Annotated in this window: 24 protein-coding genes; 1 reads left to right on the top strand and 23 read right to left on the bottom strand. The window is 62.4% G+C overall.

The features are described 5' to 3' along the window. Nucleotides 1–257: 257 nt before the first annotated feature. The 20 genes from ACKZ62_RS26490 to ACKZ62_RS26395 are packed head-to-tail and all read right to left on the bottom strand — an operon-like array spanning nt 258 to nt 17,512. On the bottom strand, nt 258–704 hold the full coding sequence (locus ACKZ62_RS26490) for a hypothetical protein (RefSeq protein ID WP_122682119.1): 447 nt from the start codon (nt 702–704) through the stop codon (nt 258–260). A 26-nt stretch (nt 705–730) separates the two neighbouring features. Then, nucleotides 731–1,957, bottom strand: coding sequence for a beta-ketoacyl-ACP synthase (locus ACKZ62_RS26485; protein ID WP_095186120.1), 1,227 nt, complete (start codon nt 1,955–1,957; stop codon nt 731–733). Continuing rightward, the gene (gene fabG / locus ACKZ62_RS26480) at nt 1,957–2,685 is read right to left on the bottom strand and encodes a 3-oxoacyl-ACP reductase FabG (RefSeq protein WP_032890302.1); all 729 of its coding nucleotides are present in this window, start codon (nt 2,683–2,685) and stop codon (nt 1,957–1,959) included. The genes ACKZ62_RS26485 and fabG overlap by 1 nt, the downstream gene beginning before the upstream one ends. Beyond that, entirely contained in the window at nt 2,682–3,143 is a 462-nt protein-coding gene (locus ACKZ62_RS26475) for a hotdog family protein (RefSeq protein ID WP_122682118.1), read from the bottom strand. Before ACKZ62_RS26475 ends, fabG begins: the two co-directional genes overlap by 4 nt. Next, complete coding sequence (locus ACKZ62_RS26470) at nt 3,140–4,306, bottom strand: beta-ketoacyl-[acyl-carrier-protein] synthase family protein (protein WP_447096047.1); 1,167 nt, start codon at nt 4,304–4,306, stop codon at nt 3,140–3,142. Before ACKZ62_RS26470 ends, ACKZ62_RS26475 begins: the two co-directional genes overlap by 4 nt. Further along, on the bottom strand, nt 4,303–4,785 hold the full coding sequence (locus ACKZ62_RS26465) for a hypothetical protein (protein WP_032890308.1): 483 nt from the start codon (nt 4,783–4,785) through the stop codon (nt 4,303–4,305). Before ACKZ62_RS26465 ends, ACKZ62_RS26470 begins: the two co-directional genes overlap by 4 nt. After that, entirely contained in the window at nt 4,782–5,516 is a 735-nt protein-coding gene (locus ACKZ62_RS26460) for a class I SAM-dependent methyltransferase (protein ID WP_032890309.1), read from the bottom strand. Before ACKZ62_RS26460 ends, ACKZ62_RS26465 begins: the two co-directional genes overlap by 4 nt. Beyond that, on the bottom strand, nt 5,513–6,760 hold the full coding sequence (locus tag ACKZ62_RS26455) for an NAD(P)/FAD-dependent oxidoreductase (protein WP_081797837.1): 1,248 nt from the start codon (nt 6,758–6,760) through the stop codon (nt 5,513–5,515). The genes ACKZ62_RS26460 and ACKZ62_RS26455 overlap by 4 nt, the downstream gene beginning before the upstream one ends. Before the next feature lie 33 nt (nt 6,761–6,793). Continuing rightward, nucleotides 6,794–9,106 carry an MMPL family transporter gene (locus ACKZ62_RS26450; RefSeq protein ID WP_032890312.1) on the bottom strand — a complete coding sequence of 771 codons (2,313 nt, stop codon included), beginning with the start codon at nt 9,104–9,106 and terminating at the stop codon, nt 6,794–6,796. Then, nucleotides 9,096–9,686 carry an outer membrane lipoprotein carrier protein LolA gene (locus tag ACKZ62_RS26445; RefSeq protein ID WP_122756632.1) on the bottom strand — a complete coding sequence of 197 codons (591 nt, stop codon included), beginning with the start codon at nt 9,684–9,686 and terminating at the stop codon, nt 9,096–9,098. Before ACKZ62_RS26445 ends, ACKZ62_RS26450 begins: the two co-directional genes overlap by 11 nt. Continuing rightward, nucleotides 9,683–10,108, bottom strand: a complete 426-nt coding sequence (locus ACKZ62_RS26440; RefSeq protein WP_032890316.1) for an acyl-CoA thioesterase — start codon at nt 10,106–10,108, stop codon at nt 9,683–9,685. Before ACKZ62_RS26440 ends, ACKZ62_RS26445 begins: the two co-directional genes overlap by 4 nt. Further along, nucleotides 10,101–11,642 carry an HAL/PAL/TAL family ammonia-lyase gene (locus ACKZ62_RS26435; RefSeq protein ID WP_122756634.1) on the bottom strand — a complete coding sequence of 514 codons (1,542 nt, stop codon included), beginning with the start codon at nt 11,640–11,642 and terminating at the stop codon, nt 10,101–10,103. Before ACKZ62_RS26435 ends, ACKZ62_RS26440 begins: the two co-directional genes overlap by 8 nt. Next, nucleotides 11,626–12,561, bottom strand: a complete 936-nt coding sequence (locus ACKZ62_RS26430) for a lysophospholipid acyltransferase family protein (protein WP_032890320.1) — start codon at nt 12,559–12,561, stop codon at nt 11,626–11,628. The genes ACKZ62_RS26435 and ACKZ62_RS26430 overlap by 17 nt, the downstream gene beginning before the upstream one ends. Then, nucleotides 12,558–13,292, bottom strand: coding sequence for a glycosyltransferase family 2 protein (locus tag ACKZ62_RS26425; protein WP_099602027.1), 735 nt, complete (start codon nt 13,290–13,292; stop codon nt 12,558–12,560). The genes ACKZ62_RS26430 and ACKZ62_RS26425 overlap by 4 nt, the downstream gene beginning before the upstream one ends. Continuing rightward, nucleotides 13,285–14,955 carry an ApeI family dehydratase gene (locus ACKZ62_RS26420; RefSeq protein ID WP_447096046.1) on the bottom strand — a complete coding sequence of 557 codons (1,671 nt, stop codon included), beginning with the start codon at nt 14,953–14,955 and terminating at the stop codon, nt 13,285–13,287. Before ACKZ62_RS26420 ends, ACKZ62_RS26425 begins: the two co-directional genes overlap by 8 nt. Continuing rightward, nucleotides 14,952–15,497: a COG4648 family protein gene (locus ACKZ62_RS26415; RefSeq protein ID WP_032890326.1), complete on the bottom strand. Its 546-nt coding sequence runs from the start codon at nt 15,495–15,497 to the stop codon at nt 14,952–14,954. The genes ACKZ62_RS26420 and ACKZ62_RS26415 overlap by 4 nt, the downstream gene beginning before the upstream one ends. Further along, a complete protein-coding gene (locus tag ACKZ62_RS26410) occupies nt 15,494–15,748 on the bottom strand; it encodes an acyl carrier protein (RefSeq protein ID WP_003187949.1) in 255 nt (84 codons plus the stop codon). Before ACKZ62_RS26410 ends, ACKZ62_RS26415 begins: the two co-directional genes overlap by 4 nt. Nucleotides 15,749–15,757: 9 nt before the next feature. Continuing rightward, the gene (locus ACKZ62_RS26405) at nt 15,758–16,027 is read right to left on the bottom strand and encodes a phosphopantetheine-binding protein (protein WP_010563239.1); all 270 of its coding nucleotides are present in this window, start codon (nt 16,025–16,027) and stop codon (nt 15,758–15,760) included. After that, nucleotides 16,005–16,817 (bottom strand): lysophospholipid acyltransferase family protein, encoded by an 813-nt coding sequence (locus ACKZ62_RS26400; RefSeq protein WP_032890329.1) that lies wholly within the window; start codon nt 16,815–16,817, stop codon nt 16,005–16,007. Before ACKZ62_RS26400 ends, ACKZ62_RS26405 begins: the two co-directional genes overlap by 23 nt. Beyond that, nucleotides 16,793–17,512, bottom strand: a complete 720-nt coding sequence (locus tag ACKZ62_RS26395; protein WP_032890331.1) for a beta-ketoacyl synthase chain length factor — start codon at nt 17,510–17,512, stop codon at nt 16,793–16,795. The genes ACKZ62_RS26400 and ACKZ62_RS26395 overlap by 25 nt, the downstream gene beginning before the upstream one ends. A gap of 337 nt (nt 17,513–17,849) precedes the next feature. Between ACKZ62_RS26395 and ACKZ62_RS26390 the strand changes: the two genes are divergently transcribed. Then, nucleotides 17,850–18,620, top strand: coding sequence for a ParA family protein (locus tag ACKZ62_RS26390; protein ID WP_032890333.1), 771 nt, complete (start codon nt 17,850–17,852; stop codon nt 18,618–18,620). A 117-nt stretch (nt 18,621–18,737) separates the two neighbouring features. On the opposite strand, the gene trxC is transcribed toward ACKZ62_RS26390, so the two are convergent. The 3 genes from trxC to mscK form a co-directional block, all read right to left on the bottom strand. Next, a complete protein-coding gene (trxC, locus tag ACKZ62_RS26385; protein WP_032890334.1) occupies nt 18,738–19,172 on the bottom strand; it encodes a thioredoxin TrxC in 435 nt (144 codons plus the stop codon). A 102-nt stretch (nt 19,173–19,274) separates the two neighbouring features. Continuing rightward, the gene (gene selO, locus ACKZ62_RS26380) at nt 19,275–20,738 is read right to left on the bottom strand and encodes a protein adenylyltransferase SelO (protein WP_447096045.1); all 1,464 of its coding nucleotides are present in this window, start codon (nt 20,736–20,738) and stop codon (nt 19,275–19,277) included. A gap of 48 nt (nt 20,739–20,786) precedes the next feature. Beyond that, nucleotides 20,787–24,170, bottom strand: a complete 3,384-nt coding sequence (mscK, locus tag ACKZ62_RS26375; RefSeq protein WP_122682109.1) for a mechanosensitive channel MscK — start codon at nt 24,168–24,170, stop codon at nt 20,787–20,789. Between the last annotated feature and the right edge of the window lie 36 nt (nt 24,171–24,206).

Here is a 24,206-nt window from a genome sequence, read left to right as displayed (position 1 = left end):
ATCGAAAATGTGGTGAGGGAGCTTGTTCCCTTGACGGCCAAGCGTTGCCGGGCGTGCTCGGTTCAAGTGCGGGAGGAGGCTCGCTCCCGATAGGTATCTAAAACATAACCTGAGAAAACGAGACGCTTGTGGTGAGCGGGCTTGTCCCGCGCTGGGCCGCGCAGCAGCCCCAAAACCAGACGTTGAGTTCTAACAGAAAAATACCCGCGTCTTTATTGGGCTGCCTCGCACCGCCCGCTCCCCACGGAGCCTCGGTTTTACTTGGTGGTCCCGGTTTGCTCAAACAACTGCGCCGCCGACCCTGCCTCACTACTCACACCATTGCTGCGCAAGCCCGCCATGATGTCGCTGTCCAAGTTGTTCACCCAGCGGTTGTAGTTGCGATGAATCTTGCCGTCCTTGTAGCCCAGCTCGCGGCTGTCGCGGTAGGTGATGGCGTAACTGTTGCGGGTGTAACGGATGTCGATGGCGGCGTAGTACTGGTTACGCACGGTGATCTCGGCCTGCACCAGTTGCGGGCTCAGGCGTTGCACGTTCCACTCGCGTTTTTGCAGGGCGTTGACGATAACCGTCTTCATTTTTTCTTCGCTGACCTGGGTGTTCGCCGGCAGGTCGTGCTGGGTGTTGAGGACCGGTTTGCTGGTGCAGCCAGCAGTGGTCAACAGCGCCAGGGTGATCAGGGTGACGCGTAGCAAGGAAGACATTCCGTATTCTCCAATCGTTTAAAAAGTCAGGACCAGCGGCGGAAGATCAGCGACGTATTCACGCCACCAAACGCAAAATTGTTGTTCATCACGTAGTCGTGATGCATCTCGCGGAATTCACCTTGCAGGTAGTCCAGCTCCCCGCACTGCGGGTCGACGGAGTCCAGATTGAAGGTGTGCACGTATTGGTTGCGGTTCATCATCTCGATGCTGAACCACGACTCCAGCGCCCCGCACGCCCCGAGGGTGTGGCCGAGGAAGCTTTTCTGCGAGCTGATGGGCATGCGCTTGCCGAACAGGCTGCTGGTGGCCAGGGTCTCGGCGATGTCGCCTTGATCGGTGGCGGTGCCGTGTCCGTTCACGTAGCCAATCGCGTCTGGTGTGAGCCCAGCGTCCTCAAGGGCAAGCTCCATGGCGCGGCGCATGGTTTTCTGTTCCGGGCGGGTGGTGTGCTGGCCGTCAGCGTTGCTGCCGAATCCGACCAGTTCCGCGTGAATATGTGCACCCCGCGCCAGGGCGTGTTCCAGCTCCTCAAGTACCAGCATGCCGCCGCCTTCGCCGATCACCAGGCCGTCGCGGCCGCTGTCGTAGGGGCGTGGGCTGGTTTGCGGGGCGTCGTTTTTCAGGCTGGTGGCGTAGAGCGCGTCGAACACCATGGCTTCGGTGGGGCACAGCTCCTCGGCGCCGCCGGCGAGCATCAAGGGCAGGCGGCCGAACTTGATCGCCTCATAGGCATAACCGATGCCCTGGCTGCCGCTGGTGCAGGCGCTGGACGTTGGGATCAGCCGCCCGGTCAGGCCAAAAAAGATGCTGATATTCGCCGCCGTGGTGTGCGGCATCATCCGTACATAGGAGTTGGCGTTCAGCCCCTCGGCCACCGAATTGAGCAGCATATTGCCGAACGCCTTGATCTCATCGGTGCTGCCGGTGGACGAACCACACGCCACCCCCATGCGCCCATCCTTGATCGACTCATCACCGAGCAACCCGGCGTCCTGCAATGCCTGCTCCGCCGCCCATACCGCCAGGCGCGAGACACGGCCCATGCTGCGCAGCTGCTTGCGGGTCCAGTGGGCCGGCACGACGAAATCGTCGATAGGGCCGGCCAGGCGCGTGTTCAGTTCGGTAAAACGGTCCCACTCATCCATGCGCCGAATGCCGCTGCGGTTGGCGCGAAAGTTGGCGGAGATGGTCGCCCAATCTCCGCCCAGGGAGGTCATGCCGGCCATGCCGGTGACGACTACACGCTTCATCAGCACAAGCCTCCATTGACGGCCAACACCTGGCGGGTGATATAGGCGGCTTCGGCCGACATCAGGAAATTCACCGCGCCGGCGACTTCTTCGGGAGTGCCCATGCGCTGTGCCGGGATCATTTTCATCAGCTCTTCCACCGGTACGTTTTCATCCAGCATCGCGGTGTCGATCAAGCCGGGGGCTACGCAGTTGACAGTGATCTTGCGCTTGCCCAGCTCGATGGCCAGGGCTTTTGCCGCGCCGATCAAGCCGGCTTTCGAGGCGCTGTAATTGACCTGGCCGCGATTGCCGATCAGCCCCGACACCGAGGTAATGCACACGATACGCCCGGCTGCACGACGGCGAATCATCGGCATCATCACCGGGTGCAGCACGTTGTAGAAACCATCCAGGTTGGTGCGCATCACCACGTCCCAATCGTCTTCCGACAAGGCCGGGAACGCTCCGTCGCGGGTCAGCCCGGCATTGAGCACCACGCCGTAGTAGGCGCCATGTTGCTCGACGTCGGCCTCAAGGATTTCCTTGCAGGTCGCACGATCCGCCACATCGAATTGCAGCACCCGTGCCTTGCGGCCAAGGGCTTCGATTTCGACTTGCACTGCATCGGCTTCGGCACGGCCGCTGCGGCAATGCAGCACGATGTCATGGCCGGCCTGGGCCAGGCGCAGGGCAATGGCGCGGCCGATGCCACGGCTGGAGCCGGTGACCAGTACGGATTCAGTCATGGCGTTTCGTCCTTCGATTCTTCTAAATAATTGGCCGCCTGGGGCGGTCGAAATACGTTCAAGCGGGCGCTGGCCTGGATACCGTCGCCGGTCAGGTGGCATTCGAACACACCCATGCCGTTGTCGTCTTCCAGGGAGCGCAGGCCGTGGATGTTCAGCTCGGCGCCCATCGGGAAGTGTTCCACGTTGCATTCGAACTTACGTGTGCCGAGCAGGAAGCCCAGTTCCACCGCCTCGCCCCTTTGGCGTGCGCGGCAACCGGCGTAGGCGGCGACGCTCTGCGCCATCAACTCGATGCCGACCCAGGCCGGCAAGCTGCCGTCAGGGCGGTTGAACAGGCCGCCAGGCTTGACGGTGAGACGGGTGTGGATCTGCTCTTCGTCGAACGACAGCACGTGTTCGATCAGGATCATGTCGCCCGCGTGAGGCAGCAGCTCGGCGAGTGGCCAGTTGGTCATGGGGCCTCTCCGATAATCAGGCTGACGTTATTACCGCCGAAGGCAAACGAGTTGCTCATCAGGCAGGTTTTTCCCAAGGTTTCGTCGCTGCGTGCCCATTGCAAGGCGGGCAACGCGGGGTCGGCCTGGCCGTCCCATATGTGGGGTGGGACGCGGCCGTGAGTCAGGCTCAGCCAGCAGAAGGCCGCTTCCAGCGCACCGGCGGCGCCGAGGGTGTGGCCGCTCATGGGTTTGGTGGATGAGCAGGCCACGCCTTCGGGGAACAGGCTGGCGACGGCCAGGCTTTCCATGGCGTCGTTGTGCTGGGTGGCGGTGCCATGCAGGTTCAGGTAGCCGATCTGCTCCGGCGCCAGTTTTGCACTGGCCAAGGCCTTGCGCATCGCCTGCAACGCGCCTTTGCCGGTAGGTTCGGGCGCGGAGATATGGTGTGCGTCGCAGCTGGCGCCGCTGCCCAGCAAGGCAATCGGTGCCGGCGCTTTACTCATCAAAAACAGCACGGCCGCTTCGCCGATATTGATGCCGTTGCGGTTCGCCGAAAAAGGGTTGCAACGCTCATTCGAGACGGCTTCCAGCGCGCTGAAACCATTGAGGGTCAGCTTGCACAAGCTGTCCACGCCGCCGCAGATCACCGCATCGCACACCCCCAGATCAAGCAAGCGCTGGGCGCTCATCAGGGCGCGGGCGCTGGAGGTGCACGCGGTAGAAATCACGTAGGCAGGGCCGCTCAGTTGCAGCCAGTCGGCGAGGAAGTTCGCCGGGGCGCTGAGTTCCTGTTGCTGGTAGTCGTAGTCGCAGGGGAAGTGCTTGTCGCGCAGGTACAGGGCGATGCCGCGGCTGGCTTCGTCGATGCCCGAGGTGCTGGTGCCCAACACGACGCCAACGCGCGAGGCGCCGTAGGTGTGGATCGCCTGACGAATCTCGTTCTCGATCTGCAACGCCGCTTCCAGCAACAGTTGGTTATTGCGGCTGCTCTGCTGGCCGAGTTCCACCGGGATGGTTGCAAGCTCGCCGTGCACACTGCCGACCGGCAACACGCGCTCCGGCACCCAACCGCTTTCGGCGCGCATGCCTGAACAGTCACCGGCAAACAGGCTGCGGCTGACGTGCTCCTGACCGCGACCAAGGGCGCAAATCACGCCGAGGGCGTTGAGGTAGGCGGTCATTGGGCGGCACCGAGCGGTGTAATGCGGTAGCTCAAGGGTTGGCCGGTCATGGTCACACTGAAGACTTCTGAGGATTGGTAGACGATTTGCCAATGCCCCGGCAGGGTACGTGTGAGGCCCCTTGCCTGGGCGCTGGGGTAAAGCGCGCGCACGTCATCGGCTGAGGCCAGGGCAAACAGCAGGGCGGCGAACAGCTCCCGCGCCTGGGGATTGGGCGGCAGCAAGCCGTCGGCCTGCCAGGCGCCATCGATCAGTTTTTGCCGGGCCAGCGGGATGCCCAGCGGGTCCATCATCGACCAGCGGATTGCGCTGCCTTCGCGCTGGACCACCAGGAACCAGTCCTGGCTCTGTCCATCTGCATGGCGCTGCACATGCAGTTGCATCGGCAACGCCAGCGCGGGCGTTTTTTCCGGCAACGGCGGCTGGCTGGCGCAGGCGCTCAGCAATAGCAGGCAACCGATCAACAGGCTGCGCATCATGGTGCGCAGCTCGCCAGAGGCTTGCGCGCCACACAGTTGACCAGGGTTTCTTCGCGCTGGCCCACCGGCGGCGGGTTGCGCAGGCCCCAGCGCTCCAGCAGGCCGAAGTCGCTGGAACGGCTCCACCACAGGTACGGGTATGAAACGTTCTGTGGGCCGAATTCAAAGCCCTGCTCGCGGAGCATCTCCAGGTATTCTTCGGCGCTTTTCTGCACATGCATGGGGTGGCGGAACAGCCAGCGGATCACCCAAGTGTCGATATAGGCTTCGGTGGATTCGGCAAACAGCAAATAGCCTCCCGGCTTGAGCACTCGGTAGAACTCTTTGAGTGCGCGATGCTGTTCGACCAGATGATGGAAGGTCTGGTGGCAGAACAGGATATCGACGCTCTCGTCCGGCACATCGAGGGTGGCGCAGTCGCTGCCGATCAGCTCGATGGCCAGGCCCTGGCGCGTGGCTTCAGCCTTGCTCAATTCCAGGCTATGAGGGTCTGCGTCCAGCCCGATCAGGCGCTCGGGGGCGAACACCTGCTGCAAATACTGGAAGGACTTGCCCTGGCCGCAGCCGGCGTCGAGCAATACCGGCGCTTCGGGCAGTGGGTCAGTGAACAGGCTGCGCAGGTCGTTGATCGCCACGCGCAGCACATGGTGCTGCCAAGTGTGGCTGCGCAGGAACCACAAACCGAATTTGGTTTCTTCGACGTAGTTTTTACTCAGGTATTGAGATGTCATGTCGGTTCACTCGCGCAAATCTCCGACAACATCCGCAACCGCCGCTTGGGCTCGCTGACAAACGGATTACGCTCGTCCCACGCGTAGCCTGCGAGAATCGCGCTGATCATGCGGCGAATCTCCGGCGAGCTTTCAGGGTGGAAAATCACATCCTGGAATGTCCCTGCGTACCAGCCTTCGACGTAGCAGCGGAAGGTGTCGACGCCGCGCTTCAACGGTGCGGCAAATTCGGTTTGCCAGTCCACGGTTTCGCCTTTGAGCTGACGGTCCAGCAGGGCGGCCGCCATGCTCGCTGAGCGCATGGCGATGGTCACACCGGAGGAGAACACTGGGTCGAGGAATTCCGCCGCATTGCCCAGCAGTGCAAAGCCCGGGCCGTGCAGGGTTTTGACGTTGGCCGAGTAGCCGCCGATGGTGCGCGCTGGCGTGTCCCACACCGCGTTGTTCAGCACGCCGGACAGGCTTGGAGTTTCGTCGATAAAGCCGCGCAGGCAGGCGTCGAGGTCAGCGTCGCGGCCGTCGAAATGCTCCTTGGCCGCGACCACGCCCACCGAGCACCGGCCATTGCTGAACGGAATGGTCCAGAACCAGATGTCGCGTTTGGTCGGGTGAGTGGTTACCAGGATCTTGGTACGGTCGAAACCTGGGTGTTCGATGCGGTCTTCAACATGAGTGAACACCGCCTGGCGTACCGGAAAATTCGACGGTGCTTCCAGATCCAACAGGCGCGGCAGCACGCGGCCATAGCCGCTGGCATCGAGCACGAACTTGGCTTTGATGTGGTACTCGCTGCCGTTTTCGCGGCGCACATGCAGGTAGCGGCTATCGCCCGCGAAATCCACGCCGACGATGGTTTCACCGTAGCGGATCTCCACGCCCTGCAATGCCGCCTGGTCGGCCAGCAACTTGTCGAACTCGCCTCGCTGCACCTGGAAGGTGGTCGGCTTGCCGTTGCTGAAGGTGTCGCTGAAGTCAAAGGCGCTGTAACGCTCGCCCCAGGCGAACGCTGCCCCGGTTTTTACCTGGAAGCCGGCGGCCTGCACGGCGTCGAGCATGCCAGCTTCTTCGATAAAGTCGATGCAGTGGGACAGCAGGCTTTCGCCGATCGAGAACCGTGGAAAATGCTGGCGCTCGATGATCAATACATCATGCCCTTTGCGCTTGAGCAGCGCGGCGGCGATGGCGCCGGACGGGCCGGCACCAATCACGACAACCTGGCGACGTTCCATTTCAACTGTGGGCACGAGGGCTCCTTGCCGCTATGGCGATAATCCGATTCATAAGGCGTGTTTCTGATGGCCAGCCCAGGGCGCCAGCATAAAGCTGAATGCCAGGCCCAGGCTGACCGATAAGCCGAAATTACTCACTGCGGGCGTGCTGGACACCGCCAGCAGGCCGAACGACAACCACGTTGTCAGCGCCGCCAGCAGTGTACCCAGCAGGCTCACGGCAGCACCCCCGATCTGCTCGCGCATCAGGATCGCGTAGTCGACGCTGATCGCCGTCACCAGCAGCAAGCCGAACAGGCTGAACAACGTCAGCGGCTGGCCCAGCCAACCGAGGCTGGCCAGGCTGCACAGTGCGGCGAGTAATGGCAGTGCAACGATGCGCAGGGCGCCGCCGAAACCAAACGGCAGGATCAGCAGCAACACGATCAGCACGCACGACATCAATTTCAGTTCCGCGGCGCTGATCTGCGTGGCGGCGAAGACGCGGTTCAGATCACCGAGGCGATCCACCAACTGCACGCCCGGCAAGTCCACGGCCTGTACCCGCAACAGCGCTGGGTTGTTCAGACCTTGCAGGCTGACCATCGCTGCAACACCCCCGTCCACCGGGCCGAGCCACAGTGTGCGCCAGGGTTCGGCCATCGGGCCCGCCAGTGCCGCGTCGATGTCTTCGGTGGGCAGCGCTTGCAACTGCGCAACTTCAGCTTGCAGGGCGCTGGCCGGCACGCCGAGGTCCAGCAGCGGCTGCCAATGCTGTGGCAGTGTGTTCAGTGCTTCGCGCAGTTGTTGCTGCTCGGCGGGCAGGTTGACCAGTTGATTGAGCGCCAGGTAACCCTGGAGCTTGTCCATATTCACCAATTGATCCAGGCGCTGGCCCAACGCGGCTAGGCGCTCCAGCAATTGCTGTTGATTCTCGGCGCGCACCAGGAAGAACTGGCTGGTGGGTTGGAAACCTGTGATGCGCGCCACGGCCTGGGCCTCTTGCAGCAACTGCGGCGGCGCGCCGATCCACTGGCGGATATCGTTTTTGCTATTGAGCTGCCACAGGCCACCGGCGCAAAACAGCAACACCAGCGCCAGTAGCACCGGGCTCGGCACGCGCGTGAGCAACGCGGCGCGAATCTGCCACAGGCATTCGGCGATACGCAACGGCCATTGCGCCGGACGCAGTTCGACGCCCTTGAGCAATGCCGGCAACAGGCACACGGCCGACAGATACGCACCGACCAGGCCCGCCGCGGAGAACACCGCGATCTGGGTCAGCGCCGGGAACGGCGTCCAGGCCAGCGCCAGGTAACCGATGCAACTGGTAGCCAGGCTCAGGCTCAACCCTGGCAGGGTCAGGCGCAACGCCGGCCAACTGCGCCAGGGCTTGAGGCTCCAGCTTTTTGACAGGTAGTGCAGCGGGTAATCCACCGCGACGCCAATCAAGCTGGAGCCAAGCACCAATGTCATCACATGCATATGGCCAAACAGCGCCACACACGCCACGGCGCCAAACAGCATGCCCACCAGTACCGGCACGAAAGCCAGCAATACCCGCCATCGGCGGAACGCCAGCAACAGCAACAGCAGGATGCCCACGGTCGCGCCGCCACCGACCCAGGTGATTTCCCGTGTGGCCTGCTGCTGACCATTGGCGGCGTATAACAAACCACTGGCCGCCAGCAGTTGCGCGCCTTGCTGGCCGGCCTGTTCACGGCTGGCCTGGAGCAAATCCGCTACTTGCAGCGGCAGTTTCATATCAAAGGCATTGCCGGTGGTGCGCGCGCGCAGCAACACCCAACTTTTGCCGTCGGCATCGGCGATCAACGCGCCGCTGCCGATATCCAACTGCACCGAGCCGCGTTGCGGCTGGCTGTTCTGGATGCGTCCGGTCAGGCCCAGCCAGTCATCCTGGCTCGGCACCAGGCTGAAGCCGGTGAACGGGTCGAACAGCGCCTGCACGCGCTGCTGGATAAAGGCGTCGGGGTGTTCAATCAGTTGCTCGCGGTCCTTGGTCGAGAGCATCGCCAAACGGCCGCGCAGCAATTGCTCGCGCAGTGCCGGCAAGTCGGCTTGCAGGTTCCACTGCACCTTTTCAAACAGACCGCTGGCCTGCCAGCGCTCGCCCAACTGTTGCGCCACAGCCACCGCTTGCTGGCGGTCGGCATGCCCCACCAGTACCAACATCTCGCGGTTCAGCGGTTCCTGCATGCGCTGTTCGGCTTGCAGTTCCAAGGCGTTCGGCGTGCTGCCCGGCACCAGTTCCATCAGGTTGGCCGACAGCGGCGCACCGTGGCGCCACTGCCAGCCGGCCAGGGCCAGCACCGCCACCAGTAGGATCAGGAACAGGCGCGGCAACAGGCGCTCACTGGGCAAAGTCGTGTTGCTCCGCGTCGCTCAACGGTTGTTCGGCGGTGCTGTCCTGCATGCGCAGTACGGTGCTGTCGCCTTGGGTTTCCAGCAGTTCGATTTTTTGCACCAGCGCGCCGCCGTCGATATTGATCTGGGTGAACACTTGTTTCAGCAGCAGCGACCGAGGGATCAGCGTCAGCTTCCATTGCGTAGCCTCGCCTTGCAGTTGCAGCTCGAAATCCCGCTGCAAGCCGCTGCTGTCGCCCTGGAGTACGGCGAGGAACAATCGATTCTGCTCGGCACCGGCGCTCTTGTTTGGCAGTGTCTGCCAGCCAATGGCTTCACGCCGGGCGATGCCTTGGGCGCTGATGCGGTAGTCCTGTTGCAATGGGGTTTTGAGCAGCCATAGCAGGCCGTGGTCTTTGGCGAGGACGAAAGTACCCTTGCTGACCAAGGGCTGTGGCAGGGCGCGCAGGTGTTTTTCCTGGGTGAAGCTGCCGTGGATCACGGAAGGTTTTGCCAACTGATCGCTGAGTTGTTGCAGGTCGAAGGCGTGGGCGCTGACGCTCAGCAGCAGGCCCACAAACAGGATGATCGCTCTCATGCCAGGGCCCTCTCGACCGCATCTGTGAACACTTTGGGTGAGGCCAACTGCATCTCGCGGCTGGCCATCTCCACCGCCACTTGCACGGTAGTGGCGCGGGTCAAACGCTCGCCGCTGGCCAGGTCCGTAATCAGGTAATTGACCTTCAAACGGTTCTCCCATTCCACCAGGCTGGCGCGCACGTTGATCGTCTGGCCGAACACTGCCCCGCGCACGTAGCGCAGTTGCATGTCGATGACCGGCCAGGCATAGCCGGCTTCGAGCATCGCTGTGTAGTTGTGGCCGATCTTGTCCAGCAGCGCGCAGCGCGCCACTTCCAGATACTTCACGTAGTGCCCGTGCCACACCACGTTCATGGTGTCGACGTCGAAAAATGGCACGAGGATTTCGGTGTCGCAGTGCAGTACGCCGGGGCTACGCATGCAGCCTCCAGTGTTGCTCGGCGATGCGTTGCAGGCACAGGCGCAGTTCGCCTTCCAGGGCGCGGTCTTCGATCACCGGCGGGAAGTCCTTGGCCAGTTCCTCATGCATGGCGGCCAACGCCGGTGGCAGCGCCCGCGCATCCTCGGCCTGGGCGCGCAGCCACACACCTTGGTTGGCGGCGAGCAAGGTGGCGGCGGCAACCTGTTCGGTCAGCTCCAACACGCGAATTGCATCGCGGGCGGCGATGGTGCCCATGCTGACTTTGTCCTGGTTGTGGCACTCGGTGGAGCGCGAGAACACGCTGGCCGGCATGGTGTTTTTCAGCGCTTCGGCGGTCCAGGCGCTGGTGCCGATCTGCACGGCCTTGAAGCCATGGTTGATCATCGCGCGGTCGGCTGGCGCGCCAGACAGGTTGCTCGGCAGGCCGTGGTTGTAGCGCACGTCAACCAGCAGCGCGAGTTGGCGATCGAGCAGGTCAGCTACGTTGGCCACCAGGGTCTTGAGGCTGTCCATGGCAAAGGCGATATGCCCGCCGTAGAAGTGCCCACCGTGCAGCACGCGTTCTTCTTCGGCGTCGATGATCGGGTTGTCGTTAGCGCTGTTCAGTTCAATCTCGATAAACGAACGCAGCCAGTTCAGGCTGTCCGCCAGCACGCCGAGGACGTGGGGCGCGCAGCGCAGCGAGTAGCGATCCTGCAGGCGGTGCAGCGGCGCGGTCGGCGCGTCGATCGCCAGGTCCTTGCGCAGCCAGGCGGCGACTTGCATCTGCCCAGGGTGCGGCTTGGCGGCGAACAGGCGCTCGTCGAAGTGTTCCGGGTTGCCTTGCAGCGCGACCACGTTGAGCGCGGTGATGCGTGTGGCGAGTTGCAGCAGGTAGTCGGCGCGGGCGAAGGCGAGGCAGGCGAGGCCGGTCATCACGGCGGTGCCGTTCATCAGGGCCAGGGCTTCTTTCGGACGTAAAACCAGCGGGTCCCAACCCAACTCGCGGTGCACGTCGGCGGCCTGGCGACGTTCGCCACGGAACATCACCTCGCGCTCGCCGGACAGGGTCGCGGCCACGTAGGACAGCGGCGTCAGATCACCGCTGGCACCCACCGAACCTTCTTCCGGGATCAACGGCAGCACGTCGTGTTCGAGGAACGCGTGCAGGCGCTCCAGTAACTCCACGCGCACGCCTGAAACGCCGTGGCACAACGACTGCAACCGCGCGGCCAGCACGGCACGGGCGGCTTGTGCATCGAGCAATTTACCCAGGCCGCAACCGTGGAAGGTGTACAGGTGACGGGGCAGGGCCTCGACGTGTTGCAACGGCACTGCGACCACGCACGAGTCGCCGTAGCCGGTGGTTACGCCGTAGATCACGCCTTCCTTGTCCAGCAGCGAGTCGAGGAACTGCGCGCCTTTGGCGATGCGCTGGCGATACGCGGCGTCGCCCTGCAACTGGGTGGGCGCCTGACGGTTGGCCAGGGCCAGCACGTCTTCGATGCGCAGGGGGCGTTCGCCAAAGGTTACCGGCTCAAGATGCGTCGTCATCGGTCTTCCAGAAAGGGTAAAAGTTGAACCATTGTTGGGGCGCTTCCAGGCAGAACTGGCCCAGGCGTGCGGCGTAGCGTGAGGTCCACTGAGCGATGACCTGCTCGCGGGTGCTGCGCTTCCATTCGATCAAGGGTGTGAACGGTTCGATAGTCAGGCGATAACGCCCAGTGTGCTTAAGGCACATCAGCAGGTTGACCGGGCATTTGAGCAGGCCGGCCAGCAGCCACGGGCCTTGGGGGAATGCGGCGTCATGGCCGAGGAAATCCACGCGCACCGTGCGTCCGCCGTGCAGCGGCACGCGGTCGCCCGCAATCGCCAGCCACTCTCCCTCGTCCAGGCGCTGGCTCAGCAGCAACATCGTCGCCGGGTCCAGCTCGCTGACCTGGATCAGGCGCAGATGACTCGCCCCGGCTTCGCCCAACAGGCGGTTGAATTGTTCGGCGTGCTTGGTGTGCACCAGCACGTTCATGGTGACCTTTTCGCCGATTTCCGCCAGCGCGCGGCACACTTCCAGGTTGCCCAAATGTGCGCCGACCAGCATCTGGCCGCGCTCGCCGCGCAGTTGCCCGCGTAGTTTCGCCGGGTCGTTGATTTCGATTTGTTCCAGGCGCAGCTTGCCGTTCCACACGTCGAGTTTGTCGAGCAGGGAATCGGCGAAGGCCATGAACTGGCCGAATACTTTGCGGTGGCTGGGGCGCAACTCATCGCGCCCGCTCCATTCGGCCAGGCGCTGCTGGTATTGCCAGGCGCTCTGGCGCGCGCTTCGGCCGAACAGGAAAAAGTACAGCACGATGCCGTACAGCACCGGGCTCAGCAGGCGTCGGCCGAGGACTTTGGCCGCGAAGGCGGTGAATTTCATCAGCCAGTAGCTGCCGCGTTCTTCGCGGTCGGCCCAGTGTTGCGTGTTGTCGCTCATGCCTTGCACCGTCGCCACAGGATCATCGGCGCGCGCACCAACATGCCGAAAAACAGCCGCGTATGCATGGCGCTGATACGCACGTTGTCGTGGAACAGGCGAAAGTGCGACAGGCCGTCGGTGGGGTAATGCACTTTCGTCGGCAGCCAGCGCATCGGCTGATTACGCCATGCCAGGCGCACCAGGATGTCCGAGTCGAAGTCCATGCGCGTGCCAATGTAGGTCGAGTCCATCAGCGCCAGCACCGGTGTCAGCGGGTAGACGCGAAAGCCGCACATCGAGTCGCGGATCTGCAGCGACAGCGTGTTGATCCACACCCACACGTGGGTCAGGTAGCGCGCGTACAAGCGGCCTTTGGGCACGCTTTCATCGTACTCGGGGTAGCCGCAGATAATGGCGTCGGGGTGCCTGCGCGAGGTATCGACAAACGTCTCGACTTCGCGCAAATCATGCTGACCGTCGGCGTCCACTTGCAGGGCGTGGGAGTAGCCAAGGCGTGCAGCTTCGCGGAAACCCGCCATGACCGCACCGCCCTTGCCTTGGTTGTGTGGCAGGGTCAGCAGAGTCACGTTATTGAGGGTCGCCAATTGCGCCAACACCGCCGCGCACGCCGGGCTGCTGCCATCGTCGACCAACAGGCAGGGCAGGCCGCTGTTCAACAGGCTTTGGACCACGGCGGGCACGGCGGCTTCGTGGTTGTAGACCGGGATTAGGGCGCAGGGGTTATGCATCGACAGTCTCCAGCAGAATCCGCCCACTGGAGCAGGCCGCGACGCCGTTGCGGTAGGCGAAATACAGCTTGCCGCGCTCCAGGTCGAAGCGCAGGTGCAATTCGATACGATCGCCGGGGCGTATCAGTTGCTGGAACTTGAGCACTTCCATCCCGGCAAAGGTCGCGGGCAGGTCGAGCAGTTGCTGGCCCAGGTTGAACGCCCATTCCACTTGCACCACGCCCGGCAGCACGGGGGTGACCGGGAAGTGCCCGCTGAAGTAGGCCAGGTCCGGCGGCACACTCAGTTGCACGGTCCATTCGCCATCGGCTTCGATCTGCCCCAACACCTCCGGCGCCTTTGGCCGTGGCGCCAGCAGCAGCGCGGCCACATCGGCCTGGGGCAGTTTGCCCTGGGCGTTCAACGGCAACTGTCGCAGCAGGCGCCAGCGACGGGGCAGGGCCAGGGCTTCGCAATGCTGGCTCAGATGCTGGCGCAGGGTTTGAGTGAGGCTGCGGCGGCCTTGGTTGCGCAGGGCGTGTAGGCCTTCGGCGCTCAATACCACCAGGGCACCCAGTGACGCGCGGTTTTCTTGCACCACGCCCAGGCGCGTTTCCGCGACCCATGGGTGGGCCATCAGCGCTTGTTCCAGCATCGGCAGGGAGATGCGTTTTTCTTCCAGCTTGACGATGCGGTCCAGGCGACCCAGCAGCTCGAAGCGACCATCGGCATGGATATGTGCAGCGTCAGCGGTTTGTTCAATATGCCCTGCTGGCAGGTAAGGCGAGGCGATGCGCAGAGCGCCGTCGGCGTCCTGGCTCAGTTGCACATCGGCAAACGGCTGCCAGGGTTGCGCGCCCTGGCGCCAGGCGATGCCGCCGGTTTCCGAGCTGCCGAGAATTTCCGTCGGCCATTGGTGCAAACGCTCGTAAAGACTGGCGGCGGCTTCGACGGGCAAGGCGCCGCCGGAAGAGAACACTCGCGACACCTGGCTCAGCGCGGGCCAGTCGAGGTTGTCGCCCATGCGTTTGAGCAGTGCCGGGCTGGCCACCCAGGCAAATTGAGGGTGTTCGCGGCTGGCGCGTTGCAAGTCTTCGGGAAAGGCCAGTTGCTTGCGCACAAAGGTACGACCGGCGCACAACGGCCACAGCACCCGGAACAGCAACCCGTAAATGTGCTGGGTGGCGACGCTGCCGATGATGCAGGCGTCTTTAAGGTCCGCACCCCACAAGGCTTCCAGCGCTTGAACCTCGTTGGCTAATTGGCGCAGGGTTTTGTCGATACGCTTGGGCTCGCCGCTGGAGCCGGAGGTGCACAGGCTCAGTTGGCACGTGTCCAGGTCGAGCGCGGCAGCAGGCAACGGCGCCTGGTACAGCGCGTCGAGATCGGCGGGTTCGACCAGCCAGGCGTCGACGGCATCGGCCCAGCGTTGGCGGGTCTGGGGCTGCAGATCGGCGGGAAGCAGTACGCTTACCCCTGCGCGCCAGGCGCCCAGCAGGGCGATCGCCAGCACGCCGGCATCTTCCAGGTGCACCGCCAGACGCCGAATACCGCGCGCTTGCAGGCCCGCGGCCAGGCCGAGTGATTGTTCCCACAGCTGGGCGTGATTCATTGCAGGTTCGGTGGTCACCAAACGCTGTTGCAGCGGCTCAAGCAGCAAGTGCTCAAGTTTCAACCCATTCATATGCGGCCTCGAACCCTTTGTCGTACAAGCCATTCCACGGCAAACAACAGCCCCATCAGCCCGTAGGCGATCAGGCCGTTGTACAACGTCCACCAGCTCAGTGGCGCCCACAAGGTTAGGGCGGCAGCGAGCAGGCCATTACACAGAAAAAACACGCTCCACACCACGGTGACCTGGCGGGTATACACAATCGCGTTGGGCGGTAACTCCGGGTCGGTCATGCGTGCCAGGCGCTCCACCATCGGCGGGCCGTATTTCAGGCTCAGGCCAAACAGCGCGAGCATGAAGGCACTGACCAGGCTCGGGTACCAGCGCAGCAAGTGCGGGCTGTCGAACCAAGCCAGTAACAGGCAAAACACGATCATCGCCAACGCCATCCAGCGACTGCCGGGACGTGGTGCGCCGATGAACGCGCGCAACAGCCAGAGGCTGCCCAGCAGCAGCCCGAATTGCCAAGGCGCAAAATGCTCAGTGCCGTAATATACCGCAAAGGGGTACAGCAGCCCCGCCAACAACAGGCCAAGGCCGATCAGCCGGCTCATGCGGCGGGTTGGACCAGACGGTACACCGCCTCTACCACGTCGTTCACTGTGCGCACGGCCTTGAACTCTTCGGCGGCGATCTTCTTGCCGGTCTGGCGCTTGATATGGTCGATCAGGTCCACGGCATCGATGCTGTCGATTTCCAGGTCCTGATACAGGTTGGCGTCAAGGGTGACGCGCTCTGGGGGGAGTTCAAACAGTTCCACCAAGGCATCGCGCAGGGTGTTGAAAATATCGTCACGAGTTTGCATGGTCCGGTCTCAAGCTGCCTGTCTGGCCGTAACGAACGCCGCAAGGCTCGCCACGTTGGTGAAGTGATTACGGGTGTCCTTGGCGTCGGCATCGATTTTGATGCCGTATTTTTTTTGAATCGCCAGACCCAATTCCAGGGCGTCTACCGAATCCAGGCCCAGGCCTTCGCCGAACAGGGTTTGGTCGCTACCGATGTCGTCGGCGCTGATGTCTTCCAGACCCAGGGCCTCGATGATCAGCGTCTTTATGTCGTGCTCAAGGCGGTGTTGGTCGCTCATCTTCGGCGAGCTCCTTAATGAAATAGTGGTGCAGGTGATCGTTGAGCTTGCGTGAAGCCTGAGGCGCGGGCCCCAGTGCCGCGAACGCCTGTGGTTCTATATCGGCACCCACCCGCAAACTGAAGTGAAAGCGGCGTTTCGGGATGCGATACCAGGGTTCGGCTTTGGTCAAGGTGGTTGGGCTGACCTTGATCACCACGGGGGTGATGATTGTCGCACCCCGCAGCGCAATGGCGGCGGCGCCGCGATGAAAGGCGGGCGCCGCGCCGGGTGTGGTACGAGTGCCTTCAGGAAAGATGATCAGCGTCTGGCCTTCGCGCAGGGCGTCGGCGGCGGCATCGAGCATCTCCGCGCTGCCGTCATTGCTGATATAGCCCGCATCGCGTATCGGCCCCCGGGTGAACGGGTTCTGCCACAGGCTTTGCTTGACCACGCAGTTGGTCTGGCGCATCAGGCCGATCAGAAACACCACATCGATCAGCGACGGGTGGTTGGCAACGATCATCTGGCCGGGGCGGCCGAGTTTCTCGGCGCCTTCGACGCTGTAGGTCAGCACGCCAGCGCGATGCATCATGCGGATAAAGAACCAGAACAGCTTGCTGATGGTGTGACGGGCACGGCGCTGGTGCTTGTCGGCACTGCCCGGCAGGCAACTGAGCACCGGAAACACCAGCAAACGCAGGCACAGCCCGCCGACACCAAACAGGAAGAAGCTGGCGGCGGTGGCAAACAGGCGCCAGTAGTAGGCGTCCCGTGGCTTGTCAGTCAGAGCTTGCGTTGCCAGTTCCATACACGGTTCTTCCAGGCATGTTGGCAGGCGCCCTGTTCGGTGAGCAGGGTGCGCAGCAGGTTCAGGGCGTGGGGCCACTGGGTTTGATTGGCTTGGACAGTGCCGGGTGTGAGTTCCAGTTGCCACTCGTCGCCTGGTGTGAGCAACAGGCCGAGGGCGTAGGGGAAGGGCACGTCAACGATCCAACTGGCGTAAGCCTCGGGCGGCTGTTCTTCGGTGATCACCAGCAATACCGCCGGGGCGCCTTCATTGAGCAGCGCGGCGGCTTCGAGCATGCCGTGCTCCAGGCCATCGCCGGCGGCGGCGAGGGCGGTCATTTCACTGGTTTCATTACGCAGAATCGACCAGAGGCCAATCACTGCGTTATGCACAGACAGGCTGAACTGGGTCGGGGACAGCGGCTGCTCGTTGGCCAGGTCGCTGAGGATGTCTAGAGTGCGTGGGGTTTCGCCGTGCCGGGAAATAAACACCAGCGGAAGGTCTTGCAGGCCTTCTGCAAGGGGCCAGCCCACGCTGAAGGCCATGCGCGCCAGCCGGCTCAGGCGGCGGCGCTGCATGGCGGGCAAGAAGGATACGTCGGGCGAGGCATCGCTGGCGGGCAGCAGCACCGGCGCCTGGCACCATGCGCGCCATTCGTCCGCACTTTCCAGCCCTGGGGCCCAGGCACGCCATTGGGCAATGTTGAAGTTGATCACTGAGAAGTTATCCCGCCCCTGCGGGCTTCCATGTGCGGCTTTTGGCCCCGAATACCGGGACAGGGAGCAATAGCCGAATGGCGCGCATTATCCCGGTGCCGCGGGGTTCTAGCAAACTTTGGTAAAGATTTGTTCACGGCTGAATACAATTTGTTGGTAAGGATTTACAGATTGTCCTTTATCGATGGCTGAGTTGGATTGTCGGACCGTTCCTATTCTTTTGTGTGTGAGGTGCGACGACCTGTCTAGAGTGCGGCAATGGATGGATGAACGAGGTAGCTAACAGGCGCTTTTGCCCTCTACACTCGGACATTCATTGATACACGGAGGTTTTTCCATGCGGCGTGTGGTGTTCAATCAGAAAGGCGGCGTTGGCAAGTCCAGCATCGCCTGCAACCTGGCGGCGGTCAGTGCCAGCGAAGGCTATCGAACCCTGTTGGTGGACCTCGATGCACAAGCCAACTCAACCCAGTACCTCACCGGGCTGACCGGCGACGACATTCCCATGGGGATCGCGGATTTTTTCAAGCAAACCCTGTCTTCCGGGCCGTTTTCGAAGAAGAACAAGGTCGATATCTACGAAACGCCCTTCGATAACCTGCACGTCATCACCGCGACGGCCGAACTCGCGGACTTGCAGCCCAAGCTTGAAGCCAAGCACAAGATCAACAAGCTGCGAAAGCTGCTGGATGAGCTGAGCGAAGATTACGACCGGATTTACCTGGATACACCGCCAGCCCTGAACTTTTATGCGGTTTCGGCGCTGATTGCTGCTGATCGTGTGCTGATCCCCTTCGATTGCGACAGCTTTTCGCGTCAGGCCCTGTATGGCCTGCTGGCCGAAATCGAAGAATTGAAGGAAGACCACAACGAAGGCCTCGAAGTCGAAGGTATCGTGGTCAACCAGTTCCAGGCCCGAGCGAGTCTGCCGCAGCAGATGCTGGAGGAGTTGATCAACGAAGGGTTGCCAGTGCTTCCGGTGTACCTGGCCAGTTCGGTGCGCATGCGCGAGTCCCATCAGGAGAACAAGCCGCTGATCCACCTCGATCCACGGCACAAGCTGACCCAACAGTTCGTGGAATTGCATAACTTGCTGGAAAACGCCTGACCTGTGGGAGGGGGCTTGCCCTCGATAGCGGTATGCCAGCTAGCTCATCTGGAGCTGACCCACCGCATCGGGAGCAAGCCCCCTCCCACACTGCCCAGCATTGTCCTTGAGGTTCGGTTACACCCCCTGGCTACGCAACCAACTCATCAACTGCGGCAACGGAAACGCTCCACTCTGACGCGCCACTTCGCGACCATTCTTGAACAGAATCAGGCTCGGAATCGACCGAATCCCCAACTGCGCCGACAACTGTTGATTGGCCTCGCTGTCCAGCTTGGCCAACCGGCACTTGCCCTCCAACTGCCCGGCAGCCTGTTCAAACACTGGTGCGAACGACTTGCACGGTCCGCACCAGTCGGCCCAAACGTCCACCAGAAGCGGCAGGTCGCCTTTGATCTGGCTGGCGTAATCGCCTTGTTTCAGCTCAAAAGGCTTATTCAACAAAACGGGCTGTTTGCAACGCCCGCATTTGGGCGCATCTGCCAGGCGTTCGCCGGGGATGCGGTTGAGGCCGTTGCAATGAGGGCAGGGTATGACGAGAGGTTCGGACATTGAGGGCTCCTGGAAATGGCCAATAGGCTCTATTTGGAGCCAGCAATGATAGTTATCAAGCGAAACACATGATTGTAGAAAGGGTGCTCATTGCTCTCGTGGTCACGACGAACAACTGATCTCCAAATGCTTTCCCCAATCCGGCGGGCGCTGCGCGTACTGCTCCATCCCCGCTTGCTCCTCGAACGGCCTGGAAAGCACCTCATGCAATCGCCGAACTTCGCTGTAGTCGCCCGACTCGGCTGCGGTGATGGCGTTCTGGGCGAGGTAGTTGCGCAGGATGTACAGCGGATTCACGGCGTGCATCCGCTCGCGGCGCTGCTCCTCGCTGGAGTCTGCGTCTCGTGCAACACGTTCCTTGTACTGCTCGGCCCAAGCATCGAACCCGGCCATGTCGACAAAATCATCGCGCAACCGCGCTACGGCCAGCGCCGCTGACTCATCCCCAAGGCGACGGAAGAACAGCGTGTAATCCACACCGCTGTTCTGCATCAGTTTCAGCAGGCGCTCCACCAGTTGCTGGTCGTCGTCTTCGGCGGTGGTGAGCCCGAGTCGGCGACGCATCAGGTCCAGGTAGTGCGCCTGGTACAGCGGCAGGTACAGGCCGAGGGCCTCCTTCAAGGCATCGACGCTGATAAACGGCGTGAGCGCCTGGGCCAGCGCACTGAGGTTCCACTGTCCAATCGGCACCTGATTGCTGAAGGAGTAGCGCCCTTCATGGTCCGAATGGTTGCAGATGAAGTGCGCGTCAAAGTCATCAAGAAACGCGAACGGCCCGAAGTCGAAGGTGATGCCCAGGATCGACATGTTGTCGGTGTTCATCACGCCATGGCAGAAGCCATAGGCCTGCCATTTGGCGATCATCTCGGCGTTGCGCTCGACGATTTCACGGAACATCGCCAGGTACGGTTCGGGCTGTTCGCGGCACTCGGGGTAGTGCAGGTTCAGCACATGCTCGGCCAGTTCGGCTTGCTGCTCGGGCTTCTTGGTGTAGTAGAAGTATTCGAAATGCCCAAAGCGGATATGGCTGGGCGCGAGGCGCAACACCATGGCACCCCGCTCCTGTTTTTCCCGCCATACCGGCGTGCTGGAGCCGATTACACACAGCGCGCGGCTGCTGGGAATGCCCAACGCGTGGAGGGCTTCGCTGGCGAGGAACTCACGAATCGAGGAGCGTAAAACCGCACGGCCATCGCCCATCCGCGAGTAAGGCGTCATCCCGGCACCCTTGAGGTGCAGGTCCCAATGTTCGCCGGCCTCGTTGTACACCTCGCCCAGCAACAACCCACGGCCGTCGCCCAGCTGAGGGGTATAGCCGCCGAACTGGTGCCCGGAGTAGATCATCGCGCGCGGTTCTGCTTCGGCCCACAGCTTGTGGCCGCTGAACAGTTCGGCGAATACCGGCGTTTCTGCCACCGCCGGGTCGAGGTCGAGCAGGGCCATGGCGGCGTTGCTCGCCACGACAAGGCGAGGCTCGTCGATGGGTTCGGGCAAAACGTGGGTTGAGAACGCGTCGCCCAGGCGTGCGAAGCGGTTGTCGAAGGTCAGTTCGTCGAGGGCTTTCACCGGCCATCTCCAGCAGAATGTCCGAGCATTCTGCTGGGGATAGACGCTTTAGTCGAGTTTGCTGGGCGGCGGTTCCGGCGCATCGTCGACTTTGCCGGGTGGCGGCTCGGGGGCGTCCTGTTCGTTGGCGGGCCCGGCGATGGTCTTGCGATCATCCTCGACCGGCACCAGTTTGTACTCCTGGCCATGCATGTTCTTGAGGTACACCTCCATCTGCCGGAACGAGATGTTGATGTGCTGCTTCTTGAACTCACGGTTGATGTAGCGGTTGACCTCGTCGAGTACCGGGTTGCGGTCACCCAGGTCGCGCACGTGCATACGCAGTTCGTGGTCGAGGGTGCTTTCGCCGAAGTTGAGGAAGTACACGTGAGGTTCCGGTTCCTTCAGCACCCGTGGATTTTCCCTCGCGGCCTTGAGCAGCAATTCCTTCACCAGGTCCAGATCGGAGCCGTAGTCCACGCCCAGTTTCAGAGTGACGCGGGTGATGGTGTCGGTCAGCGACCAGTTAATCAGTTGCCCGGTAATGAACGTCTTGTTCGGGACAATGATGTCCTTGCGGTCGAAGTCGGTGATGGTGGTGGCGCGGATGCGAATCTTGCTCACCGTGCCCGACAGGTTGCCGATGGTGATGGTGTCGCCGATACGCACCGGGCGTTCGAACAGGATCATGATGCCGGAGATAAAGTTGGCGAAGATCTCCTGCATGCCGAAGCCCAAGCCCACCGACAGCGCGGCGACCAGCCACTGCAGCTTGTCCCAGCTCACGCCGAGGGTAGACAGGGTGGACACGAAGCCGACGCCGGCAATCACATAGGACAGCAGCGTGGTGGTGGCGTAGGCGCTGCCCTGTGCCAGATCCAGTTTGGACAGCACCAACACCTCCAGCAGACCGGGCAGGTTGCGCGCCAGGGCGAAGGTGATACCGATGATGATCAGCGCGCCGAGCAAGTCGCCGATGCTGATGGGCACCATGCTGATATTGGCACCGGTGCCGCTGGTGTATTCGTACAGCGTGACGTTATCCAGGTACGAAAACACCGAGATCAGGTCCGACCACACCCAGTACAACGCGGCGATAAAGCCGCCCAGCAGGGCCAGGCGAATCAGGCGCATGGACTGTTCGTTGACCTGCTCGATGTCCAGGGTCGGCTCTTCGATTACCGCTTCGCCGTCACCTGCTTCCTTGGCGGCCTGGCGTTTGGCCAAGGCGCGGGAATAAGCCAGGCGCCGGGCGGCAACGCCTAGGCCGCGGACGAAGGTGGCTTCGATGACCAGCCAAAACATCAACAGGTACAAGGTGTTGATCAGTCGGTCGCTGAGCTTGAGGGCGGTGTAGTAGTAGCCAAAGCACACGGCAATAAACAGGGCGATCGGCAGCGCGGTGAATACCAGGCCCACGGATTTGCGGAACAGCGAGGCTTTTTCGTGGGTCGGGCTGTGCAGCAGCAGGCGCCCGAGCAGCCAGGCCATCAGGGCGTAGCAGGTCAGGACCACGGCGATGCCCAGCACGTCGTCGGCCAGTGCCGCCGGTTGATGCTCGGCAATCGCCACCACGGCCACCAGAGCCAATACCACCAGCCCGAGTTTGCGCACCCAACCCTGGAGGAATTCGACCTGGGGTTTTTCCCAGCGGAAGTGCAGTTCCGCCACGCCGCCCGGCGCCAGGATGCGGTAGGCGGTGTAGAACACCAGCCACGCCTGGGCCAGTTGAAGCAGGGCTGAACCCAGGTTGGCGTTTTGCCCACGGGCGTCGATCTGCAGCGCGTAGCCGCACAGCGCCAGTCCCAGCGATACGGGCATGGCCAGCAGGATATTGATCAAGATGGCTTGCGGCGTGTGCCACTGGCTGTCGCGCTTGAAGTGCCCGATGTCCAGATGGACCTTGTTCAGGCGTTGGTACAGGGCCTTGCGTCGCCACAGCAGTGCGCCGATCAATAGCAGCAATGGCAGGAACAGTAGCGGGCGCTGGGTCAGGCCGTCGTACAACTCACTGACGCTGGAGGCCCAGGGCAGGGTGGTGACTTGCTTGCTCAAGTGCGCCGGCACGGTTTCCAGCCACTCGGTGTCCAGCGGCTTGTTACTGGGGATCCAGAACATCTGTTCATCCAGCGTCGCGCGCAGGGTGGTGGCGGTGCTGAGCAGTTGTTTCTGGTTCAGTTGCAGGGTGATGGACTCATTGAGCAGCGCGCTCAACTCACGACTCAGGCGCTCCAGCAGGTCGCTGCGGGTAATCGCAAGCTCCAGCAGGGTTCGGCGCAGTTGCGGGGTGATGTCATCCGGTGGCTGGTTGGCCAGCAGATTGTCCACATAGGTGCTGGGGGAACTGATCAGCTCACGCTGTTGGTTGACCTCAAACTGGTACAGGCGAATGTTGGCGATGTCGTCCGCCAGGTCGCGGTCCACCGTCAGGCGTGGCAGCGCTTGTTTTTGCTTATACAGAATCTTCGACAGCAGCAGGCTGCCCTTGAGCACGTTGATCTGCTCGTCCAGTGCCGAGTCGCTCTGGGTCACGGTGTCCAGTTGCTGCTTGGTCTGCAGGTTCTTCTGGGTCAGGTCGTTGAGGCGGTCGGTGCTTTTGAGCAGGTAGTCGGACAGCTTCAGGTTGGCCGCGCTTTCGGTGGCCAACAGGCTGCTGCCACCGGCCTTTTGCGCTTCGATGGACTGCTGGGTGACGGTCTGTTGGGACTGGGCCAGGCGTTTCTGGTTGATCAGGGTTTGCAGGTCCTGGATTTCTTGTTCCAGGCGCGCGGTCTTTTCCACCACGAGGTCGTGCTGGCTGTTGCCCAGGTCTTGCAGTTGGCTGTTGCCGGCCAGTTCCTGGCGGCGCAGGGGGATCAGGGCATTGAGCGCAGCGAGTTCGGCATTCAGTTGGTTGCGCTGGTCGCCGCTGAGGGCTTTGCCATTGTCTTTACCGGCCTTGAGGGTCGCGTTGATCTGCTGGATGCGCGTCTGGCTGCTGCTGATTTCGGTCTGCGCGCGTTCGGGGCGTGTTTGGGCAGCGATGGTCAGGCTGTTGGCTTCGGCCAGGTCTTTTTGCAGGTCGCCTTGCTGGGTGGTGCGTTGCACCAGCAATTGCTCAAGCTGTGGCACGGGCAGCGTGGCATAGCGTTGGGCCACCGGGATGATTTTGGTGGCCTTGAGCCGGGTCAGCTCGCGCTGGTTTTCGCTGGTCTGGCGCGGCGCGTCTTCCAGCTGGCGCTTGAGGTCAGTGAGGCGCTGCTCATAATCCTGCTGGTTGCCCAGGTAGGTCAGGGTCTGTTGCAGGATCGACTGCAGCGCCTTCATGTCGGCGTCGGGCAGTTTGCGATCAGGCAGCTTGTCCAGGGTTTGCTGAATGGCGTCGGCGCTGGGCGGCTCGGCGGCGTAGACGCTGCCGACACAAAGGGTCAGGCCCAGCAGGGCAGTGGCGAGAAAAGTGCGCAGGGTTGGCATAGAGACCGGTCTTGCAAGGTGAAGAATCGGGAGCGT

This window comes from Pseudomonas sivasensis, assembly GCF_052938085.1.
This window is presented reverse-complemented; position numbering and strand designations above follow the sequence as displayed.

Excerpts from the sequence above, each read along its gene's own strand:
- ACKZ62_RS26490 (WP_122682119.1), bottom strand. The coding sequence starts at position 704 with ATGTCTTCCTTGCTACGCGTCACCCTGATCACCCTGGCGCTGTTGACC.
- ACKZ62_RS26485 (WP_095186120.1), bottom strand. The coding sequence starts at position 1,957 with ATGAAGCGTGTAGTCGTCACCGGCATGGCCGGCATGACCTCCCTGGGC.
- fabG (WP_032890302.1), bottom strand. The coding sequence starts at position 2,685 with ATGACTGAATCCGTACTGGTCACCGGCTCCAGCCGTGGCATCGGCCGC.
- ACKZ62_RS26475 (WP_122682118.1), bottom strand. The coding sequence starts at position 3,143 with ATGACCAACTGGCCACTCGCCGAGCTGCTGCCTCACGCGGGCGACATG.
- ACKZ62_RS26470 (WP_447096047.1), bottom strand. The coding sequence starts at position 4,306 with ATGACCGCCTACCTCAACGCCCTCGGCGTGATTTGCGCCCTTGGTCGC.
- ACKZ62_RS26465 (WP_032890308.1), bottom strand. The coding sequence starts at position 4,785 with ATGATGCGCAGCCTGTTGATCGGTTGCCTGCTATTGCTGAGCGCCTGC.
- ACKZ62_RS26460 (WP_032890309.1), bottom strand. The coding sequence starts at position 5,516 with ATGACATCTCAATACCTGAGTAAAAACTACGTCGAAGAAACCAAATTC.
- ACKZ62_RS26445 (WP_122756632.1), bottom strand. The coding sequence starts at position 9,686 with ATGAGAGCGATCATCCTGTTTGTGGGCCTGCTGCTGAGCGTCAGCGCC.
- ACKZ62_RS26440 (WP_032890316.1), bottom strand. The coding sequence starts at position 10,108 with ATGCGTAGCCCCGGCGTACTGCACTGCGACACCGAAATCCTCGTGCCA.
- ACKZ62_RS26435 (WP_122756634.1), bottom strand. The coding sequence starts at position 11,642 with ATGACGACGCATCTTGAGCCGGTAACCTTTGGCGAACGCCCCCTGCGC.
- ACKZ62_RS26430 (WP_032890320.1), bottom strand. The coding sequence starts at position 12,561 with ATGAGCGACAACACGCAACACTGGGCCGACCGCGAAGAACGCGGCAGC.
- ACKZ62_RS26425 (WP_099602027.1), bottom strand. The coding sequence starts at position 13,292 with ATGCATAACCCCTGCGCCCTAATCCCGGTCTACAACCACGAAGCCGCC.
- ACKZ62_RS26420 (WP_447096046.1), bottom strand. The coding sequence starts at position 14,955 with ATGAATGGGTTGAAACTTGAGCACTTGCTGCTTGAGCCGCTGCAACAG.
- ACKZ62_RS26415 (WP_032890326.1), bottom strand. The coding sequence starts at position 15,497 with ATGAGCCGGCTGATCGGCCTTGGCCTGTTGTTGGCGGGGCTGCTGTAC.
- ACKZ62_RS26410 (WP_003187949.1), bottom strand. The coding sequence starts at position 15,748 with ATGCAAACTCGTGACGATATTTTCAACACCCTGCGCGATGCCTTGGTG.
- ACKZ62_RS26405 (WP_010563239.1), bottom strand. The coding sequence starts at position 16,027 with ATGAGCGACCAACACCGCCTTGAGCACGACATAAAGACGCTGATCATC.
- ACKZ62_RS26400 (WP_032890329.1), bottom strand. The coding sequence starts at position 16,817 with ATGGAACTGGCAACGCAAGCTCTGACTGACAAGCCACGGGACGCCTAC.
- ACKZ62_RS26390 (WP_032890333.1), top strand. The coding sequence starts at position 17,850 with ATGCGGCGTGTGGTGTTCAATCAGAAAGGCGGCGTTGGCAAGTCCAGC.
- trxC (WP_032890334.1), bottom strand. The coding sequence starts at position 19,172 with ATGTCCGAACCTCTCGTCATACCCTGCCCTCATTGCAACGGCCTCAAC.
- mscK (WP_122682109.1), bottom strand. The coding sequence starts at position 24,170 with ATGCCAACCCTGCGCACTTTTCTCGCCACTGCCCTGCTGGGCCTGACC.